Below are 17456 nucleotides of genomic sequence, written 5' to 3' on the forward strand. Positions count from 1 at the left end.
CTCAGAGTTCCTCGCCGAACAGGCGGCCGACGCGCAGGGCGCTGACCACGCCGTCTTCGTGAAAACCGTTGGCCCAGTAGGCGCCGCAGTAGTAGCTGTGCTGCGCGCCCTGCAGCTCCTGCCAGCGCGCCTGGGCGGCCAGGCCGGCCAGGCTGTACTGCGGGTGGGCGTAGCGGTAGCGGGCGAGGATCTGCGCCGGGTCGATCAGCGCGGTCTGGTTGAGGCTGACGCAGAAGGTGGTGTCGCTGGCCAGGCCCTGGAGGATGTTCATGTTGTAGGTCACCGCCGCCGGCTGGCTGGCCGGCCCGCCCAGGCGGTAGTTCCAGCTGGCCCAGGCCAGCGGGCGGCTGGGCAGCAGGCGAGTATCGGTGTGCAGGACCACGTCGTTGTCGGCGTAGCGCAGGGCGCCGAGGACCTGCCGCTCCGCCTGGCTCGGCTCGGCGAGCAGGGCCAGGGCCTGGTCGCTGTGGCAGGCCAGCACCACCTTGTCGAAGCGCTGGCGACCGGCCGGGGTGTGCAGGGTGACGCCCTCGGCGTCGCGTTCGACCCGGTTGACCGGGCAGTTCAGGCGGATGCGCTCGCGGAATCCGGCGCTCAGGGCCGGCACGTAGCTGCGCGAGCCGCCTTCGACCACGCACCATTGCGGACGCTCGCTGACCGAGAGCAGGCCGTGGTTCTTGAAGAAGCGCAGGAAGAACTGCAGCGGAAAATCGAGCATGGCGGCCAGCGACATCGACCAGATCGCCGCGCCCATGGGCACGATGTAGTGATCGATGAAGCGCTGGCCGTAGCCGCGCTGCGCCAGGTACTGGCCGAGGCGGGTGTCGGCGTCCAGGCGGCCGTGTTCGAGGTCGGCCAGGGCCTCGCGGTTGAAGCGCAGGATGTCGCGGACCATGCCGAGAAAGGCCGGCGACAGCAGGTTGCGCCGCTGGGCGAACAGGCTGTTGAGGCTATGGCCGTTGTACTCCACGCCGCTGCGCGGATCGCTCACCGAGAAGCTCATCTCGGTGGGCCGGTAGCCGACGCCGAGCTGGTCGAGCAGGCGGATGAAGTTGGGGTAGGTCCAGTCGTTGAACACGATGAAGCCGGTGTCGATCGCATGGCGGCGGCCGCCGACCTCGACGTCGACGGTGTGGGTGTGGCCGCCGACCCAGTCGCTCGCCTCGAACAGCTGGATGTCGTGGCGGCGATGGAGCAGGTAGGCGCTGGTCAGGCCGGCGATGCCGCTGCCGATGATGGCGATTCTCATGGTTGCTCCTCGCCAGTCGGGCCGCTGCGCGCCAGGCGCTTGCCGAGGGCCAGGCGCAGGCGCCCGGGCAGGCGGGCGAGCAGCCGCAGGGTGGTGATGAAGGGGCCGGGAAAGCTGATCTCCAGCGGCCGGCGCGGCAGGCGTTCGACGATATGCCGGGCGGCGCGCTGCACCGGCCAGCGCATGGGCATGGGAAAGTCGTTGCGCCGGGTCAGCGGGGTGTCGATGAAGCCGGGGCTGACCAGGGTCACCTCGATGCCTTCGGCGGCCAGGTCGATGCGCAGCGCCTCGAGCAGGTAGCGCAGGCCGGCCTTGGAGGCGCCGTAGGCCTCGGCACGCGGCAGCGCCAGGTAGGTGACCGAGCTGCCGATGCCGACCAGCAGTGGTTGCTGGCCGAGGCGCAGCAGCGGCAACGCCGCCTCGATGCAGTAGCTGGCCGAGAACAGGTTGGCGCGCACCACCCGCTCGATCATCGCCGCCTCGAAGGCGCGCGCATCGAGGTACTCGCAGGTGCCGGCGTTGAGGATGGCCGTGTCCAGCGCGCCCCAGGTCTGGGCGATGTGCTCGCCGATGGTACGCACCTGCAGCGGCTCGGCGAGATCGCCGGGGACCACCAGCACCTGCCCCGGGTAGCGCGTGGCCAGGGCCTCGAGCGGTTCGCGGCGGCGGGCGCTGACGGCCAGGCGGTGACCGTCCTGCAGCAGCAGCTCGGCCATGGCCGCGCCCAGGCCGCTGCTGGCGCCGGTCAGCCAGATGCGCCGGGGACTCATGCCAGCCTCCACTTGAGCCAGCGGATCGCGCCGCCGAGCAGCGGTAGCTGCTCGTAGAGCAGGGCACCGGCATCGAAGTAGTCGCGGTGCTGGTGCACCCTGTCGCGCCAGAGCAGGTGCGAACAGCCCTCGACCCGGATCGACTGGCCGCCGGCCAGGCGCGGATGACGGTAGCTCAGGGTCCAGCGCAGGTAGCCCTCGCCGTCGCGCACCTGGTCGCAGCCGTGAAAGTCGAAACGCAGGTCGTGGACGCTGGCGTAGAGCGTGGTGAAGTAGTCGCGCAGCTCGCTCAGGCCGCGGACCTGGTGCAGCGGGTCGCTAAACACCACGTCCTCGCTGTAGAGCTCGCCGAGATGGTCCAGGTGGTTCTTGTCCAGGCTGGCGAAGCGCTCGCCGAAGTGACGCAGGTAGTCGCTCATGAGGCTGCCTCCAATCGTTCACGCGGCAGCTGCCTGAAGGCCGCCAGGGCGCGTTCGCGGCTGCGTTTCAGGTCGACCAGCGGCCGCGGGTAGTCGGCCGCGGCGAACAGCTCACCGAGGCTCGCGGGGCTGTGGATGGCCTTGTCGTCGAGGTGGGCCAGCTCCGGCAGCCAGTGGCGGATGAAACGGCCGTGCGGATCGAAGCGTTGCGACTGGCTGATCGGGTTGAACAGGCGGAAGTAGGGCACCGCGTCGGTGCCGGTGGAGGCGCTCCACTGCCAGCCGCCGTTGTTCGCCGCCAGGTCGCCGTCGATCAGCTGACGCATGAAGAAGCGCTCGCCCTGGCGCCAGTCGATCAGCAGGTTCTTGCTCAGGAACATCGCCACCACCATGCGCAGGCGGTTGTGCATCCAGCCGGTGGCGAGCAGCTGGCGCATGGCCGCGTCGATCAGCGGGAAGCCGGTGCGGCCCTGCTGCCAGGCCGCCAGCTCCTCGGGGGCGTCGCGCCAGGGCAGCGCCTCGGTCTCCGGGCGGAAGGCGCGGTGGCGCGAGACCCGCGGGTAGCCGACCAGGATGTGCTTGTAGAACTCGCGCCAGAGCAGCTCGTTGATCCAGCTGACGGCACCCGGGTTGCCGCTGTCGAACTCGCCCTGGTTGAGCTGCAGGGCGGCATGCAGGCACTGGCGTGGCGACAGCACGCCGGCGGCCAGATAGGGCGACAGCCGGCTGGTGCCGCGGCTGGCCGGAAAGTCGCGCTGGCGCTGGTAGTCGGCCAGCTGCTGCTCGGCGAAGTCCTGCAGGCGTTGGTGGGCGGCGGCTTCGCCGGCGGGCCAGAGCTGGCGCAGGGCCTCGTCGGGGGCGCTGAAGCCTGCGACCTGGCGCGGCAGCGCGTCACCGGCGAGCGCCAGCGGCGCCTGCGCCCGGGGCGTGGCGACCCTAGCCGGCGGCGCCAGGTGCAGGCGCTGGTAGCACTGCTTGCGGAACTGGCTGAACACCTGCAGGTAGCTGCCGCTCTTGCTCAGCAGGCTGCCGGGCTGGAACAGCAGCTGGTCCAGGCGGCTGTGAAAGCCCACCCCGAGCCCGGCCAGGTGACGGGCCACGGCGCGGTCGCGGCGGCTCTCGTTGATCCCGTACTCCTCGTTGACCCAGGCGGCCTGGACCTGCAGCTGCCGGCACAGTTCGCCGATCACCGCCGGCGCCCGATCCCAGCTGTCGGCCTCGCGGATCAGCAGGGGCACATTGAGCCTGCCCAGCTCGATGGCCAGCTCGCGCAGGTTGCGCAACCAGAAGTCGACCTTGCACGGCGCCTCGTCATGGGCCTGCCACTGGCCCGGGCTGAGCAGGAACAGGGCCAGGGTCGGGCCGGCCGCCATGGCGGCGGCCAGGGCTCTGTTGTCGGCCACGCGCAGGTCGCTGCGCAACCAGATCAGTTGCTGGGTGGGGCTATTCATGGTTGTTCCAGTAGGTCGAGATCGGCGAGACAGCGCAGGGCCGCCAGGGGGTCCTGCGCCAGGTTCAGCTGGTGCGGCGGGTCGCTCAGCTGCTGCAGTTGCGGGCGCTGGATGTGCACGGCGGGCCCGACCAGCAAACAGGGGCAGGCGTAGCCGGCGAGCAGGCGTGACCAGTGGCTGCTGCTCAGGGCCTGGCTGGAATACAGCAGCAGGGCGCGCGGCTGGATGCGCTCGAGGGCCAGGGCCAGCTCCGCGGGCGGCAGCGGCCAGTCGAATACCTCGACCACGCAACCGGCATTGCTCGCCAGCCAGGCGGTCAGCCACAGGCCCGGCTCCATGGGCCGCGTGGACAGGTTGACCAGCAGCAGGGGGGCGCCCGGGTGCTGGCGATTGTTGTGATAGAGGCGCGCGCCAAGCTTGCTGCGCAGCCAGGAATGGAAGAACACGCGCTCGGCCTGGGCGCCGAACTGGGCGTGCCAGCGCGCCTCCAGGGCCTCGAATAGCGGCAGCAGCAGCTGGCGGCAGAGGGTGTCGGGCGGGTAGACCGCCAGCTCGCGGTTGAGGCAGTCGTCGAGGCCGCGCTCGTTGAGGCTGCAGATCGATTCGAGCAGTCGCTGGCGCTTGGCGTCCCACTGCGAGCCAGTCTCGGCGCAGACGGGCTGCTCGGCGCCGAGCAGGCCCTTGACCTGGCTGACCGAAACGCCGCGATCGAGCCAGGTGAGGATCGCCTGGATCTGCGCGACGTGCTCGGCGCCGTAGAGGCGATGGCCCTTGGCGGTGCGCTGCGGCACGATCAGGCCGTAGCGGCGCTCCCAGGCACGCAGGGTCACGGCGTTGACCCCGGTGAGGCGGGCGACCTCGCGGATCGGCAGCAGGCCTTGGGCGAGGGCGGCCTGGTAGTCGTCGCCATCGCCTGGGCGGGGGGCGCCTGGGTGCGCGTGCGGGCTCATAGGGCGTTACGCAGGCTGAGGTTTTCCGGGTGCGGCTGCAGATAGGCCTGCTGCGCCAGGTAGCGGTCCGGATGGCGGCGCAGGTGGTGCTTGAGCAGGGTCAGGGGCACCACCAGCGGCACGATGCCGGCGCGGTACTGGCCGATCAGCTGCTGCAGCTCCTGCTTGTCGTCGCCGCTCAGGGCGCGCTTGAAATAGCCGCTCAGGTGCTGCAGGACGTTGCTGTGGGTACGCCGGGTGGCGCACTGCTTCAGCGCCGTCATCAGCGCGCTGAAGTAACGCGGCGCCAGGTCCTGCAGATCGTGCTGCTGCAGGTTGCCGAGCAGGCGGCCGAGGGCCTTGTACTGCAGCGGGTGGTGGGCCATCAGCAGGTACTTGTAGCGCGCGTGGAAGTCCAGCAGGGCCTTGCGCGTCAGGCCCGCGCGCAGGCGCTGTTGCCAGTCGGCATAGACGTAGACGCGGGTGAGGAAGTTCTCGCGCAGCACCGGGTCGTTGAGCCGGCCGTCCTCCTCCACCGGCAGGTCCGGGCGCTGCGCGCAGAAGGCCTCGGCGTAGATGCCGCGGCCCCTGGGCTCGCTGGGGCGGCCGCCGTCCTGATAGACCTTGACCCGCTCCAACCCGCAAGAGGGCGACTGCTGCATGAAGATGTAGCCGCAGATGCCGTCCTGCTCAGCGGCCATGCGCCGGCCGTAGGCCGCCAGGGCCTGGGTATGATCGCGCTCGCGCGCCACCGTGCCGACCGCCCGCGGCGCTGCCGGATCGCCGATCAGGCGGATGGGCTCGCGGGGTACGCCCAGGCCGATGGCCATCTCCGGGCACAGCGGCACGAAGTCGAAGTGTTCGCTGAGGCTCTGCCTGCACAGGCGCGAAGCCTTGTGTCCGCCGTTGTAGCGCACCTCCTGGCCGAGCAGGCAGGCGCTGATGGCCACGCGGATCTTCGGCTGGGTCGGGCTGGGGAGCGGCATGGGGGCGTCCTCCGGATAAACTTGTACTTGAGACTGTTTTTGTACAACTTGTGTTTATCCTAGAGTCTTGCATGTACAAGTCAAGCGATTTGTACAAGTTTGCTGTATAGGTTTTTTGCCGTGACCGCCTCCCGAGGCTGATCCAGGGCAAGACTTGCGCACAAAGACGCACGCGGGGCTTGGCAGCGCGAGGCCGGGGTCGTACATAGAGGGTTCACCTTCCCCGTCGGCGAGCACCATGAGCAAGCACCCCCCTGGACCCGCCGCGCCGCTGCAGCTGCGCCGCGTGGCCATCGACACCTATCGCGAGAACGTCGCCTACCTGCATCGCGACTGCGCGCTGTACCGCGCCGAGGGCTTTCAGGCCCTGGCCAAGGTCGAGGTCAGCGCCAATGGCCGGCGCATCCTCGCCAGCCTCAACGTGGTGGATGACGACTGCATCGTCGGGGTCGACGAGCTGGGTCTGTCCGAGGACGCCTTCGCCCAGCTGAACGTGGAGGACGGCCACCCGGCGAGCGTTTCCCAGGCCGAGCCGGCCGGCTCGATCCCCGCGCTGCACCGCAAGATCGCCGGCGAGCGCCTGGAGCGCGAAGACTTCCGGGCGATCGTGCGCGACATCGCCGATCACCGTTATTCGAAGATCGAGCTGACCGCCTTCGTGGTGGCCTGCAACCAGGGCGAGCTGGATCGCGAGGAGGTGTATTTCCTCACCGATGCCATGGCCTCGGTCGGTCGCCGGCTGGACTGGCACGAGCACCCGGTGGTGGACAAGCACTGCATCGGCGGCATCCCCGGTAACCGCACCTCGATGCTGGTGGTGCCGATAGTCGCGGCCCACGGCATGCTCTGCCCGAAGACCAGCTCGCGCGCGATCACCTCGCCGGCCGGTACCGCCGACACCATGGAGGTGCTGGCCAATGTCGAGCTGCCCTTCGCCCGCCTCGAGGAGATCGTCCGCGAGCACCGCGGCTGCCTGGCCTGGGGCGGCTCCAGCGAGCTGTCGCCGGCCGACGACGTGCTGATCGCCGTGGAGCGGCCACTGTCGATCGATTCGCCGGGGCAGATGGTCGCCTCGATCCTGTCGAAGAAGGTCGCCGCCGGCTCCACCCACCTGCTGCTGGATATCCCCATCGGACCCTCGGCCAAGGTGCGTTCTATGCCCGAGGCGAACAGGCTGCGCAAGCTGTTCGAATACGTCGCCGGGCGCATGGGCCTGGCCATCGACGTGGTGATCAGCGACGGGCGTCAGCCGATCGGTCGCGGCATCGGTCCGATGCTGGAGGCGCGCGACGTGATGGCCGTGCTGCGCAACGACCCGGAGGCGCCCAACGACTTGCGCCAGAAGGCGCTGCGCCTGGCCGGGCGGATGCTCGAGTTCGACCCGGACGTGCGCGGCGGCGACGGCTTCGCCATCGCCCGCGACATACTCGACTCGGGCCGCGCCCTGAGCAAGATGCGCGCGATCATCGAGGCCCAGGGCGCCACCGAATTCGATCCGCAGCAACCATCCTTGGCGCCGCTGAGTTTCGACATCGCGGCCGAGCGCACGGCGCTGGTGACCGCCATCGACAACCTGCAGCTGGCGCGCATCGCCCGTCTGGCCGGAGCGCCCAAGGTGCAGGGCGCCGGTGTCGAGCTGCTGCGCAAGCTGGGCGAGCCGGTGCAGGCCGGCGAGCCCCTGTACCGGGTCTATGCGGCCTATCCGGCCGACCTGGAGTTCGCCCATCAGGCCAGCGTGCGCCACTGCGGCTTCAGCCTGGGAACGGCTGAACAGCTCAAACCGTTGTTCGTGGAGTTCTGAAATGGACACCTTGCTGCTGTTTTTCGAGGACGAGCGCGCGCCGGCCCAGCGCCTGGCGCAGGCGCTGGGGCTGGCGGCGGCGTGCATCGAGCGCCACCGCTTTCCCGACCAGGAGCTGCGCCTGCGCCTGCCGCTGGCGGCAGGGCAGGCGCTGCCCGAGGAGCTGGTGCTCTATCGCAGCCTCGACCGGCCCAACGACAAGCTGGTCGAGCTGCTGCTGGTGGCCGAGGAGGCGCGCGCGCTGGGCGCGCGGCGTGTGCTGCTGGTGGCGCCCTATCTGGCCTATATGCGTCAGGACATCGCCTTTGCCCCGGGCGAGGTGGTCAGCCAGCGGGTGATCGGCCGCTTCCTGGCCGAGCATTTCGATGCGCTGGTCACCGTCGATCCGCATCTGCACCGCATCGAACGCCTCGAACAGGCGGTGCCGCTGGCGGCGGCGATAGCCCTGTCCGCCGCACCCTCGCTGGCGCAACTGGTGGCCGAGAAGCGCGAGCGCCCGGTGCTGATCGGCCCGGACGCCGAGTCGGCGCAGTGGATCGAATCCGCGGCGGCGCTGTTCGGTTTCGAGCATGGGGTGTGCAGCAAGCAGCGGCGCGGTGATCGCGAGGTCGAGATCGTCCTGCCGGCCTTGCCGGTGCAGGGGCGCCAGGTGGTGCTGCTCGATGACGTGGCCAGCTCCGGGCGCACCCTGGCGCGGGCAGCCGAGCAGCTGCTGGCGGCAGGCGCCGCCTCGGTCGACGTCGCAGTCACCCATGCGCTGTTCGCCGGCGATGCCCTGGCGGTGATCGAAGCCGCCGGCGTCGGCGAGGTCTGGAGCAGCGACTGCATCGCCCATCCGAGCAATGCGCTGGCCATGGCGGGGCTGCTGGCCGAGGCCGTGCGGCCGTTGCTCGGCAACGAGGTGGAAGAGGGGAAGGGGTGACCCTGGGGGTCAGTCGGCGACGCCTTGCGCCGCTTGCCAGCCCATGCGCCAGCACGCACCGTCCTGCAGCTCGCGCCAGTCGATCAGCCGGCTGCGGCGGCTGAGCACCGCCTGCAATTCGACCTGCAGCACCTGGCCGTCCTCGTCGCACAGCAGTTCGGTGACCAGGAAGTGCTTCTCGCGGTTGCGCGGTTGTACGGCTGTCCATTTCGACAGCAGCAGCTTGCGCGGATTGACCTGGTGGCGGTCCGCGCCTGGTGTTGTAGCGGCATTCACTGGCGGTGCTCGAGCAGTTTGCGCGCCACCTCCTGGCCGCTCAGCCAGGCGCCTTCGACCCGTCCGGACAGGCACCAGTCGCCGCAGACGTACAGGCCCAGGTCGGCGTCGGCCAGCGCGCCCCACTGGTGCGCGGCGGCGGGGCGGGCATAGAGCCAGCGATGCGCCAGGCCGAAGCTCGGCGGCGGCACCGCGCAACCGATGACCTCGGCGAAGGCGCCGTACAGGGTCTCGATCACCGCTTCCTTGTCCATGTCCAGGTGCTGTTTGCTCCAGCGGCTGCTGGCGTGCAGCACCCAGGTATCCAGGCTGCCGTCGCGGCCGGGGCGGCTGCGGGCACGGGTCAGCCAGTCGAGCGGGCTGTCCTGGATGAAGCAACCGTCGACCTTGGTATCCAGTGGGCTGTCGAACGACAGGGCCACCGCCCAGGTCGGCTCCATGGTCACGCTGGCCGCGGCGCTGGCGAGTTTGGGCGCGGCCGCCAGCAAGGCGGTAGCCTGCGGTGCGGGGGCGGCGATCACCACCTGGCTGAAGGGGCCGTAGGCCTCGCCGTCCGCGTCCTGCAGGCTCCAGTGCGTCTCGCCGCGAAACACCTCGGTGATGCGGCAGGCGAAGCGCACCGGCAGGGCGCCGAGCAGGGCGCGGGTGATGGCGCTCATGCGCGGGATGCCGACCCAGCGCACCTGCTCGTCCGGCGAGGCGCTGAGCTGGCCGTTGCTGGAGTGGTAGAGGTTTGGCGACCATTCGGCGACCCAGCCGCGCGCCAGCCACTGCTGGACCACATCGACGAAGCGGCGGTCGCGGGCGGTGAAGTATTGCGCGCCCAGATCCAGGGTGCCGACCTCGGTGCGCTTGCTGGCCATGCGGCCACCGCTGCCGCGGCTCTTGTCGAACAGTTGAATTTCCAGGCCGGCGGCGTGCAGGGCCTGGGCGGCGGAGAGTCCGGCGATGCCGGTGCCAATGATGGCGATGGGTGCGGTCATGGTGTACCTCGTACTCGCAGAGCGCTAGGCTACGCTTTAGACAAATCCTATACAATAGAGTTCTTTTGTATAGGCTTGCTGTCGACTTCAATCGTGCCTGTGTTTATTTAAGACAATTCGTGGCCGGTTTAAAGGCACGTTGCTCTACTAATCATCAATCTCGGCTCGAATACCTTGAGCGGGGTCATGCGAGGAAGATGCCATGCACATATTGCTGACCGGTGGTACCGGCCTGATCGGCCGCGCCCTGTGTCGCCAGTGGGGGCAGCAGGGTCATCAATTGACGGTCTGGAGCCGCACGCCAGAGAAGGTGGCGAGCCTGTGCGGCGAGCAGGTGCGCGGTGTCGGCGTGCTCGATGAGGTTGGCATGCAGAGCGTGGACGCGGTGATCAACCTGGCCGGCGCGCCCATCGCCGACCGGCCCTGGACGCGCAAGCGCAAGCAGCTGCTGTGGGCCAGCCGGATCACCCTCACCGAACAGTTGCTGGCCTGGTTGCAACAGCGCCAGCAAAGGCCGCGGGTGCTGATTTCCGGCTCGGCGATCGGCTGGTATGGCGATGGTGGCGAGCGCGAGCTGGATGAGGGCAGCGGGCAGATCACCGACGACTTCGGCGCCCAGTTGTGCGGTGCCTGGGAAGAAACCGCGCAACGCGCCGAAGCTCTGGGCATCCGCGTGGTGCTGATCCGCACCGGTTTGGTGCTGTCCACCGAAGGCGGCTTTCTCACGCGCCTGCTGCCGCCCTTCAGGTTCGGCCTCGGCGGGCGGGTGGGCGATGGTCGTCAGTGGATGTCGTGGATCCATATCGCCGACCAGATCGCCCTGATCGACTATCTCTTGCAGCAGGAGCAGGCCAGCGGTCCTTATAATGCCTGCGCGCCGCAACCGGTGCGCAATGCCGAGTTCGCCAGCGCCCTGGGCCGCGTCCTGCATCGGCCGACACTGCTGCCGGCGCCGGCGTTCATCCTGCGCCTGGCCTTCGGCGAGATGGCCGGGTTGCTGTTGGGCGGCCAGCGCGCGCAGCCGGCGCGCTTGCTCGAGGCCGGTTTTCGCTTTCGCTTCACCGATCTGGATGCGGCCCTGGCGGATCTGCTGGGTCGCCACTGACTGAACTTAAGGATTACTCATGACCGATCACGCCCTGCTGCTGGTCAACCTGGGCTCCCCGGCCTCGACCGACGTGGCTGATGTACGGCGTTACCTCAATCAGTTCCTGATGGATCCTTATGTGGTCGATCTGCCCTGGCCGCTGCGCCGCTTGCTGGTGTCGCTGATCCTGATCAAGCGCCCGGCGCAGTCGGCCCATGCCTACGCCTCGATCTGGTGGCAGGAGGGCTCACCGCTGGTGGTGCTGAGCCAGCGCCTGCAGCAGGCGATGCAGCGCCAATGGACCCAGGGCCCGGTCGAGCTGGCCATGCGCTACGGCGAGCCGTCGCTGGAGACGGTGCTGACCCGCCTGGCCGCCCAGGGCGTCAAGCGGGTGACCCTGGCGCCGCTCTACCCGCAGTTCGCCGACAGCACCACCACCACGGTGATCGAGGAAGCCAGGCGGGTGTTGCGCGAGCGTCGGCTGGACCTGCAGATGGCGATCCTGCCGCCGTTCTACGATCAGCCCGAATACCTCGACGCCCTGGTCGACAGTGCCAAACCCTATCTTGAGCAGGGCTTCGACCACCTGCTGCTGAGCTTCCACGGCCTGCCCGAGCGCCACCTGCACAAGCTCGACCCCAGCGGTCACTGCCTCAAGGGTGCCGATTGCTGCCGCACGGCGCCGCCGGCGGTGCTCGCCACCTGCTACCGCGCCCAGTGCCTGCGCAGCGCCGAGGCCTTCGCCGCGCGCCTGGGCCTGCGTCCCGACCAGTGGTCGGTGTCCTTCCAGTCGCGCCTGGGCCGGGCCAAGTGGATCGAGCCCTACACCGAGGCGCGCCTGGAGGCGCTGGCCGGGCAGGGGGTGAAGAAGCTGCTGGTGATGTGCCCGGCCTTCGTCGCCGACTGCATCGAGACCCTGGAGGAGATCGGCGACCGTGGCCGCGAGCAGTTCCAGGCCGCCGGCGGCGAGACCCTGCAACTGGTGCCCTGCCTTAACGATCATCCGAGCTGGGTGGCGGCACTCAAGACCCTCTGTGAGCGCGCGCCCGTGCCGCTCTGATCGCCGTGCCGGGCTGGCCGCGCCGGACTGGCCGCGCCGGATCATTCGCTCGAATGGTCCGGCTCCATTCGCCTCGCTGATAACGGTGCCTGGCGATACTCACTGCGCTAAATGTCGGTCTAAGCTGGCGGCTCTTTCAACCGTCGCGCGCCGCGCCAGCGGTGCCGAGGAGACCGTCCGTGCACAACAACAATAACGGCTACCCCTCCAGCGTCCGCGCCTGGGCCACCGTCGCCATCCTCATGGTGGCCTACGTGCTGTCCTTCATCGACCGGCAGATCCTCAACCTGCTGGTCGGCCCGATTCGCCGCGACCTGATGATCAGCGATACCCAGATGAGCCTGCTGATGGGCCTGTCCTTCGCCATCTTCTACACCATCTGCGGCATTCCCCTGGGGCGCCTGGCCGACAGCAAGAGCCGGCGCGGGCTGATCGCCATCGGCGTGCTGTTCTGGAGCGCCGCCACCGCGGCCTGCGGCATGGCCAGGCTGTACTGGCAGTTCCTGCTGTGCCGGATCGGCGTCGGCGTCGGCGAGGCGGCGTTGTCGCCGGCGGCCTACTCGCTGATCGCCGACAGCTTTCCCGCCTCGCGCCGGGCCACGGCGATCAGCGTCTACTCGATGGGGGTCTACCTGGGCTCGGGGCTGGCCTTCCTGCTCGGCGGCCTGGTGATCAAGGTCGCCTCGGCCCAGGGCGATGTATTGCTGCCGATCATTGGCGAGGTACGCCCCTGGCAGCTGATCTTCCTCGCCCTGGGCGCCGCCGGGGTGCTCTTCACCCTGCTCATGCTGGCGGTCCGCGAGCCGGCGCGGCGTGGTGTCGGCGCCGGGGTGGCGGTGCCGCTGGCCGATGTCGGCCGCTATATCCGCGCCAACCGACGCACCGTGCTGTGCCACAACTTCGGCTTCGCCGGCCTGTCCTTCGCCGGCTACGGCAGCGCCGCCTGGGTGCCGACCTTCTTCATTCGCACCCATGGCTGGGAAGCCGGCCAGGTCGGCATCGTCTACGGCAGCATAGTGGCGGTGTTCGGCTGCCTGGGCATTGTCTTCGGCGGGCGCCTGGCCGACTGGATGGCCAAGCACGGCCGCAGCGACGCCAATATGCGCGTCGGCCTCTACGCGGCCATCGGCGCGGTGCCCTGCGTGCTGAGCTTTCCGCTGATGGACAGCGGTTTCTTGGCGGCGCTGCTGATGGTGCCGACGGTGTTCTTCCTGAGCATGCCGTTCGGCGTGGCACCGGCGGCGATCCAGGAGATCATGCCCAACTCGATGCGTGGCCAGGCCTCGGCGATCTACCTGTTCGTGGTGACCCTGATCGGCCTGGGCATCGGCCCGACCGCGGTGGCGCTGGTCACCGACTACGCCTTCGGCGACGACCAGGCGCTGCGCTACTCGCTACTGATCGTCACCTCGCTGGCGGTGTTCAGCTCGATCCTGCTGCTCGCCCAGGGCCTCAAGCCCTACCGCGAGAGCGTGGTACGCCTGCAGCAATGGGCGGCCAGTCCGGCCTGAGGCAAGCAACGCACAAGAAAAAGCCCCGCATTTGGCGGGGCTCTTTTAGGCGGCTGGGATCAGCCCTGGTCTTCGCTCAGGGCCTTGCTGCGCCAGCCCAGGCCGCCGGGCAGCAGCAGGTTGAGCACGATGGCGACGATGCCGCACAGGGAGATGCCCTTGAGGCTGATGTCGCCGGCGCCGATGACCATGCCGCCGATGCCGAACACCAGGGTTACCGCCACTATCACCAGGTTGCGTGGCTCGGACAGGTCGACCTGATGGCGGATCAGGGTGTTGAGGCCGACCACGGCGATGGAGCCGAACAGCAGGCAGAGGATGCCGCCCATCACCGGCACCGGGATGCTCTGCAGCGCCGCGCCGAACTTGCCGATAAAGGCCAGGGCCATGGCGATCAGCGCCGCCCAGACCATCACCCTGGGGTTGAAGTTCTTGGTCAGCATCACCGCCCCGGTGACTTCCGAGTAGGTGGTGTTGGGCGGGCCGCCGAGCAGGCCGGCGGCCGAGGTGGCCAGGCCGTCGCCGAGCAGGGTGCGGTGCAGGCCGGGCTTGTGCAGGTAGTTCTTGCCGGTCACGGTGCCGATCGCCAGCACATCGCCGATGTGCTCGATGGCCGGGGCGATGGCCACCGGCAGGATGAACAGGATCGCCCCCCAGTGCAGCTCCGGGGCGACGAAGTTGGGCATGGCCAGCCAGGGCGCGGCGGCCACGGCGCCGAACTCGACCACGCCGAACAGCACTGCCAGGCCGTAGCCCACGGCGACGCCGCAGAGGATCGGGATCAGGCGGAAGATGCCGCGGCCGATCACCGCGACTATCAGGGTGGTGACCAGCGCCGGCAGCGAGATCATCAGCGCCACGTCATAGGGCACCAGCTGCACGCTGGCATCGCCGGCCTTGCCCATCGCCATGTTGGCGGCGACCGGCGCCAGGCCCAGGCCGATGGCCATGATCACCGGGCCGATCACCACCGGCGGCAGCAGCCGGTCGATGAAGCCGGTGCCCTTCAGGCGCACCGCGCCGGCCAGCAGCATGTAGACGACGCCGGCGGCGACCAGGCCGCCGAGGGTCGCCGGCAGGCCGAAGTCGCTTTTCGCCGCCAGAATCGGGGCGATAAAGGCGAAGCTCGAGGCGAGGAACACCGGCACCTGGTTCTTGGTCACCAGCTGGAAGATCAGGGTGCCCAGGCCCGCGGTGAACAGCGCCACGTTGGGGTCCATGCCGGTGATCAGCGGCATCAGCACCAGGGCGCCGAAGGCGACGAAGAGCATCTGCGAGCCGGCGAGGATCTGCCGCCAGCTAGCGTCCTGCATATGGTCCTGCATGCTCAGGCGTCCTTCTGCTTGGTGCCGAAGATCTTGTCGCCGGCATCGCCCAGGCCGGGGATGATGTAGCCGTGCTCGTTGAGGCGTTCATCGATCGAGGCGGTGAATATCTGCACGTCCGGGTGGGCATCGTTCACCACCTTGATGCCCTCGGGCGCGGCGACCAGGACCATGGCGCGGATTTCCTTGCAGCCGGCCTTTTTCAGCAGGTCGATGGTGGCGACCATGGAGCCGCCGGTGGCCAGCATCGGGTCGATGATCAGGGCCAGGCGTTCGTCGATCTCCGGCGCCAGCTTCTCCAAGTAGGTGTGCGCCTGCAGGGTCTGCTCGTTGCGCGCCACGCCCACGGCGCTGACCTTGGCCCCGGGAATCAGGCTGAGCACGCCGTCGAGCATGCCGATGCCGGCGCGCAGGATCGGCACCACGGTGATCTTCTTGCCGGCGATCTTCTCCACCTGCACCGTGCCGGCCCAGCCCTGGATCTCATAGCTTTCCAGCGGCAGGTCGTTGGTCGCCTCGTAGGTCAGCAGGGCGCCGACCTCCTGGGCCAGTTCGCGGAAGTTCTTCGTGCTGATGTCGGCGCGGCGCATCAGGCCGAGCTTGTGGCGGATCAGCGGATGGCGGATCTCTCGAATGGGCATGGCGGATTCTCCGGCGGGGCTGGCAAAAAAAACGGCTTAGATTAGCATTGGCGATGCGCCGTGGCGCGCAGGTTGGCGAGCTTTGCCGCAACTTACCGGTCAATCTCGGCGATTCTGCGCATTTCCTGCAGTTGGTCCGGCCCTACTTGCCCTGCGCTGGCCGGACCGGTACCTTTGCCAGCTTTTATTTTGACCAAACGATCAGCTTGTCGGCCTGGTGCCGGCCCGCTCACTGAAGAGGAAACGCCATGCCCGTCGATCTCGCGCACATCCGCCAAGTCATGGTGGAAGCCGACTGCCTGTACAGCGAAGCCCAGGTGGAAGCGGCCATCGAGCAGGTCGCCGCGGCCATCAACGAGCAGCTGGCCGAGCGCAACCCGGTGGTGTTCTGCGTGATGAACGGCGGCCTGATCTTCTCCGGTAAGCTGCTGCCCAAGCTCGCCTTCCCGCTGGAACTGTCCTACCTGCACGCCACCCGCTACCGCAACGAGACCAGCGGCGGCGAGCTGTTCTGGAAGGCCAAGCCGGAAATTTCCTTCATCGACCGCGACGTGCTGATCATCGACGACATCCTCGACGAGGGACACACCCTCGGCGCGATCATCGACTTCTGCCGCCACGCCGGCGCCAGCGCGGTGCACACCGCGGTGCTGATCGACAAGGACCACGACCGCAAGGCCCGCCCCGACCTCAAGGCCGATTACGTCGGCCTGCCCTGCATCGACCGCTATATCTTCGGTTACGGCATGGACTACAAGGGCTACTGGCGCAACGCGCCGGGCATCTACGCGGTCAAGGGTCTGTAAGCGAAGCAGCAACCGGCGCGGCCCGCTTCCCGGGCTGCGCGCCGCGGGCTGTGCCGAATTCGTCAATCTTATGGGCTAAACGGCTCAAGCCGCGACGGGTCACAGGCGCCAGGCTAACTGCTGGTTAGCAGAGGATTGCCCATGATTCGATTGACCCTGGAACAGGCGCGAGAGCTCGCGCACGACATCCTGCGCAGCAACGGCTTCAGCGAGCCCCATGTGCAGGCGGTGGCCGCCACGGTGCTGGCCTGCGAGCGCGATGGCTACAGCACCCACGGCCTCTATCGGCTGGTCGCCTGCGTGCATGCGCTGAAGGCCGGCAAGGTGGTTGCCGATGCGGTGCCAGAGATGATCGACCAGGCCCCGGCCATCGTCCGCGTCGATGCCCGGGGCGGCTTCTCCCAGCTGGCCTTTCGGGCCGGCGTGCCGGCGTTGCTGGCCAAGGCCCGCCAGGCGGGCATCGCCGCCCTGGCGATCAACCACTGCGTGCATTTTTCCGCCCTGTGGGTGGAGATCGAGGAACTGACCGAGGCGGGGCTGGTGGCCCTGGCCTGTACCCCCGCCCATGCCTGGGTGGCGCCGGCCGGTGGCAGCCAGCCGGTATTCGGCACCAATCCCATCGCCTTCGGCTGGCCGCGAGCCGGGCAGCCGCCGTTCGTCTTCGACTTCGCCACCAGCGCCGCCGCCCGCGTCGACCTCGAACGGCACCAGCGCAGCGGTCAGCCGATCCCCGAGGGCTGGGGCGTCGATGCCCAGGGCCGGCCCAGCACCGACCCGGCCGCCGTGCTGCAGGGCGCCATGCTGACCTTCGGCGGCTACAAGGGCTCGGCGCTGGCGGCCATGGTCGAGCTGATCGCCGGCCCCCTGATCGGCGACCTGACCAGCGCCGAATCGCTGGCCTTCGACGCCGGCAGCCAGGCCACGCCCTATCACGGCGAGCTGATCATCGCCCTGGACCCGCGGCGTTTCCTCGGCTCTGCCTGCGACCAGCACCTGGCGCGGGCCGAGACGCTGTTCGCGAGCATTCAGGACCAGGGTGCACGGCTGCCCTCGCAGCGTCGCTACCAGGCGCGGGCGGGCAGCGCCGAGCGCGGCGTGCAGCTTTCCCAGGCGCAGTACGACGAGCTCAGGGCGTTGATTGTCGCCTGAGGGGCGATAGGCGGCGCGATCCGTCGGGTGGAGAGCGTGCTCGACACATAGGCAAAAAAAGCCCCGGCTGTTCGAACCGGGGCAAGGTGCG

The 17456-nt window shown here is 68.9% G+C and carries 17 protein-coding genes; 7 read left to right on the forward strand and 10 right to left on the reverse strand.

The window, feature by feature from the left end; translation table 11 throughout:
* Position 1: 1 nt before the first annotated feature.
* Genes AB5S05_RS06655 through AB5S05_RS06680 form a run of 6 tightly spaced genes read right to left on the reverse strand, consistent with a single transcriptional unit; the run spans position 2 to position 5804 of the window.
* On the reverse strand, positions 2–1249 hold the full coding sequence (locus tag AB5S05_RS06655) for an NAD(P)/FAD-dependent oxidoreductase (RefSeq protein ID WP_369286703.1): 1248 nt from the start codon (positions 1247–1249) through the stop codon (positions 2–4).
* Positions 1246–2019, reverse strand: coding sequence for an SDR family NAD(P)-dependent oxidoreductase (locus AB5S05_RS06660; protein WP_369286704.1), 774 nt, complete (start codon positions 2017–2019; stop codon positions 1246–1248). The genes AB5S05_RS06655 and AB5S05_RS06660 overlap by 4 nt, the downstream gene beginning before the upstream one ends.
* A complete protein-coding gene (locus AB5S05_RS06665) occupies positions 2016–2438 on the reverse strand; it encodes a nuclear transport factor 2 family protein (RefSeq protein WP_369286705.1) in 423 nt (140 codons plus the stop codon). The genes AB5S05_RS06660 and AB5S05_RS06665 overlap by 4 nt, the downstream gene beginning before the upstream one ends.
* Positions 2435–3889: a deoxyribodipyrimidine photo-lyase gene (gene phrB / locus AB5S05_RS06670; RefSeq protein ID WP_369286706.1), complete on the reverse strand. Its 1455-nt coding sequence runs from the start codon at positions 3887–3889 to the stop codon at positions 2435–2437. Before phrB ends, AB5S05_RS06665 begins: the two co-directional genes overlap by 4 nt.
* On the reverse strand, positions 3886–4839 hold the full coding sequence (locus AB5S05_RS06675) for a MerR family transcriptional regulator (RefSeq protein ID WP_369286707.1): 954 nt from the start codon (positions 4837–4839) through the stop codon (positions 3886–3888). Before AB5S05_RS06675 ends, phrB begins: the two co-directional genes overlap by 4 nt.
* Complete coding sequence (locus AB5S05_RS06680; RefSeq protein ID WP_369286708.1) at positions 4836–5804, reverse strand: YbgA family protein; 969 nt, start codon at positions 5802–5804, stop codon at positions 4836–4838. The genes AB5S05_RS06675 and AB5S05_RS06680 overlap by 4 nt, the downstream gene beginning before the upstream one ends.
* Positions 5805–6042: 238 nt before the next feature.
* Between AB5S05_RS06680 and AB5S05_RS06685 the strand changes: the two genes are divergently transcribed.
* Positions 6043–7605, forward strand: a complete 1563-nt coding sequence (locus AB5S05_RS06685; protein WP_369286709.1) for a thymidine phosphorylase family protein — start codon at positions 6043–6045, stop codon at positions 7603–7605.
* 1 nt (position 7606) lies between these two features.
* The gene (locus tag AB5S05_RS06690) at positions 7607–8527 is read left to right on the forward strand and encodes a ribose-phosphate diphosphokinase (protein ID WP_369286710.1); all 921 of its coding nucleotides are present in this window, start codon (positions 7607–7609) and stop codon (positions 8525–8527) included.
* 9 nt (positions 8528–8536) lie between these two features.
* Here the strand turns inward: AB5S05_RS06690 and AB5S05_RS06695 are convergent, their stop codons facing one another.
* Together AB5S05_RS06695 and AB5S05_RS06700 are read right to left on the reverse strand one after the other, a co-directional pair.
* Positions 8537–8803 carry a TIGR02450 family Trp-rich protein gene (locus AB5S05_RS06695; RefSeq protein ID WP_369286711.1) on the reverse strand — a complete coding sequence of 89 codons (267 nt, stop codon included), beginning with the start codon at positions 8801–8803 and terminating at the stop codon, positions 8537–8539.
* Entirely contained in the window at positions 8800–9786 is a 987-nt protein-coding gene (locus AB5S05_RS06700) for an NAD(P)/FAD-dependent oxidoreductase (protein ID WP_369286712.1), read from the reverse strand. Before AB5S05_RS06700 ends, AB5S05_RS06695 begins: the two co-directional genes overlap by 4 nt.
* Positions 9787–9988: 202 nt before the next feature.
* Between AB5S05_RS06700 and AB5S05_RS06705 the strand changes: the two genes are divergently transcribed.
* The 3 genes from AB5S05_RS06705 (at position 9989) to AB5S05_RS06715 (ending at position 13444) form a co-directional block, all read left to right on the forward strand.
* Positions 9989–10891 carry a TIGR01777 family oxidoreductase gene (locus AB5S05_RS06705; protein ID WP_369286713.1) on the forward strand — a complete coding sequence of 301 codons (903 nt, stop codon included), beginning with the start codon at positions 9989–9991 and terminating at the stop codon, positions 10889–10891.
* Between the two features lie 19 nt (positions 10892–10910).
* The gene (gene hemH / locus AB5S05_RS06710; protein WP_369286714.1) at positions 10911–11933 is read left to right on the forward strand and encodes a ferrochelatase; all 1023 of its coding nucleotides are present in this window, start codon (positions 10911–10913) and stop codon (positions 11931–11933) included.
* Between the two features lie 179 nt (positions 11934–12112).
* Entirely contained in the window at positions 12113–13444 is a 1332-nt protein-coding gene (locus tag AB5S05_RS06715; protein WP_369286715.1) for a spinster family MFS transporter, read from the forward strand.
* A 59-nt stretch (positions 13445–13503) separates the two neighbouring features.
* On the opposite strand, the gene AB5S05_RS06720 is transcribed toward AB5S05_RS06715, so the two are convergent.
* Together AB5S05_RS06720 and upp are read right to left on the reverse strand one after the other, a co-directional pair.
* Entirely contained in the window at positions 13504–14769 is a 1266-nt protein-coding gene (locus tag AB5S05_RS06720; RefSeq protein WP_369286716.1) for a uracil-xanthine permease family protein, read from the reverse strand.
* 2 nt (positions 14770–14771) lie between these two features.
* A complete protein-coding gene (upp, locus tag AB5S05_RS06725) occupies positions 14772–15410 on the reverse strand; it encodes a uracil phosphoribosyltransferase (protein ID WP_369286717.1) in 639 nt (212 codons plus the stop codon).
* A 248-nt stretch (positions 15411–15658) separates the two neighbouring features.
* Here upp and AB5S05_RS06730 point away from each other — a divergent pair, with 248 nt between their 5' ends.
* Both AB5S05_RS06730 and AB5S05_RS06735 read left to right on the forward strand, forming a co-directional pair.
* The gene (locus AB5S05_RS06730) at positions 15659–16216 is read left to right on the forward strand and encodes a hypoxanthine-guanine phosphoribosyltransferase (protein ID WP_369286718.1); all 558 of its coding nucleotides are present in this window, start codon (positions 15659–15661) and stop codon (positions 16214–16216) included.
* Between the two features lie 141 nt (positions 16217–16357).
* The gene (locus tag AB5S05_RS06735; RefSeq protein WP_369286719.1) at positions 16358–17365 is read left to right on the forward strand and encodes an Ldh family oxidoreductase; all 1008 of its coding nucleotides are present in this window, start codon (positions 16358–16360) and stop codon (positions 17363–17365) included.
* Positions 17366–17456 lie beyond the last annotated feature (91 nt).

It is taken from the genome of Pseudomonas zhanjiangensis (assembly GCF_041027545.1).
Lineage (GTDB): Bacteria > Pseudomonadota > Gammaproteobacteria > Pseudomonadales > Pseudomonadaceae > Aquipseudomonas > Aquipseudomonas zhanjiangensis.

Excerpts from the sequence above, each read along its gene's own strand:
- AB5S05_RS06730 (WP_369286718.1), top strand. The coding sequence starts at position 15,659 with ATGCCCGTCGATCTCGCGCACATCCGCCAAGTCATGGTGGAAGCCGAC.
- AB5S05_RS06705 (WP_369286713.1), top strand. The coding sequence starts at position 9,989 with ATGCACATATTGCTGACCGGTGGTACCGGCCTGATCGGCCGCGCCCTG.
- AB5S05_RS06660 (WP_369286704.1), bottom strand. The coding sequence starts at position 2,019 with ATGAGTCCCCGGCGCATCTGGCTGACCGGCGCCAGCAGCGGCCTGGGC.
- AB5S05_RS06720 (WP_369286716.1), bottom strand. The coding sequence starts at position 14,769 with ATGCAGGACCATATGCAGGACGCTAGCTGGCGGCAGATCCTCGCCGGC.
- AB5S05_RS06675 (WP_369286707.1), bottom strand. The coding sequence starts at position 4,839 with ATGAGCCCGCACGCGCACCCAGGCGCCCCCCGCCCAGGCGATGGCGAC.
- hemH (WP_369286714.1), top strand. The coding sequence starts at position 10,911 with ATGACCGATCACGCCCTGCTGCTGGTCAACCTGGGCTCCCCGGCCTCG.
- upp (WP_369286717.1), bottom strand. The coding sequence starts at position 15,410 with ATGCCCATTCGAGAGATCCGCCATCCGCTGATCCGCCACAAGCTCGGC.
- AB5S05_RS06690 (WP_369286710.1), top strand. The coding sequence starts at position 7,607 with ATGGACACCTTGCTGCTGTTTTTCGAGGACGAGCGCGCGCCGGCCCAG.
- AB5S05_RS06680 (WP_369286708.1), bottom strand. The coding sequence starts at position 5,804 with ATGCCGCTCCCCAGCCCGACCCAGCCGAAGATCCGCGTGGCCATCAGC.
- AB5S05_RS06735 (WP_369286719.1), top strand. The coding sequence starts at position 16,358 with ATGATTCGATTGACCCTGGAACAGGCGCGAGAGCTCGCGCACGACATC.
- AB5S05_RS06665 (WP_369286705.1), bottom strand. The coding sequence starts at position 2,438 with ATGAGCGACTACCTGCGTCACTTCGGCGAGCGCTTCGCCAGCCTGGAC.
- AB5S05_RS06685 (WP_369286709.1), top strand. The coding sequence starts at position 6,043 with ATGAGCAAGCACCCCCCTGGACCCGCCGCGCCGCTGCAGCTGCGCCGC.
- AB5S05_RS06700 (WP_369286712.1), bottom strand. The coding sequence starts at position 9,786 with ATGACCGCACCCATCGCCATCATTGGCACCGGCATCGCCGGACTCTCC.
- AB5S05_RS06655 (WP_369286703.1), bottom strand. The coding sequence starts at position 1,249 with ATGAGAATCGCCATCATCGGCAGCGGCATCGCCGGCCTGACCAGCGCC.
- phrB (WP_369286706.1), bottom strand. The coding sequence starts at position 3,889 with ATGAATAGCCCCACCCAGCAACTGATCTGGTTGCGCAGCGACCTGCGC.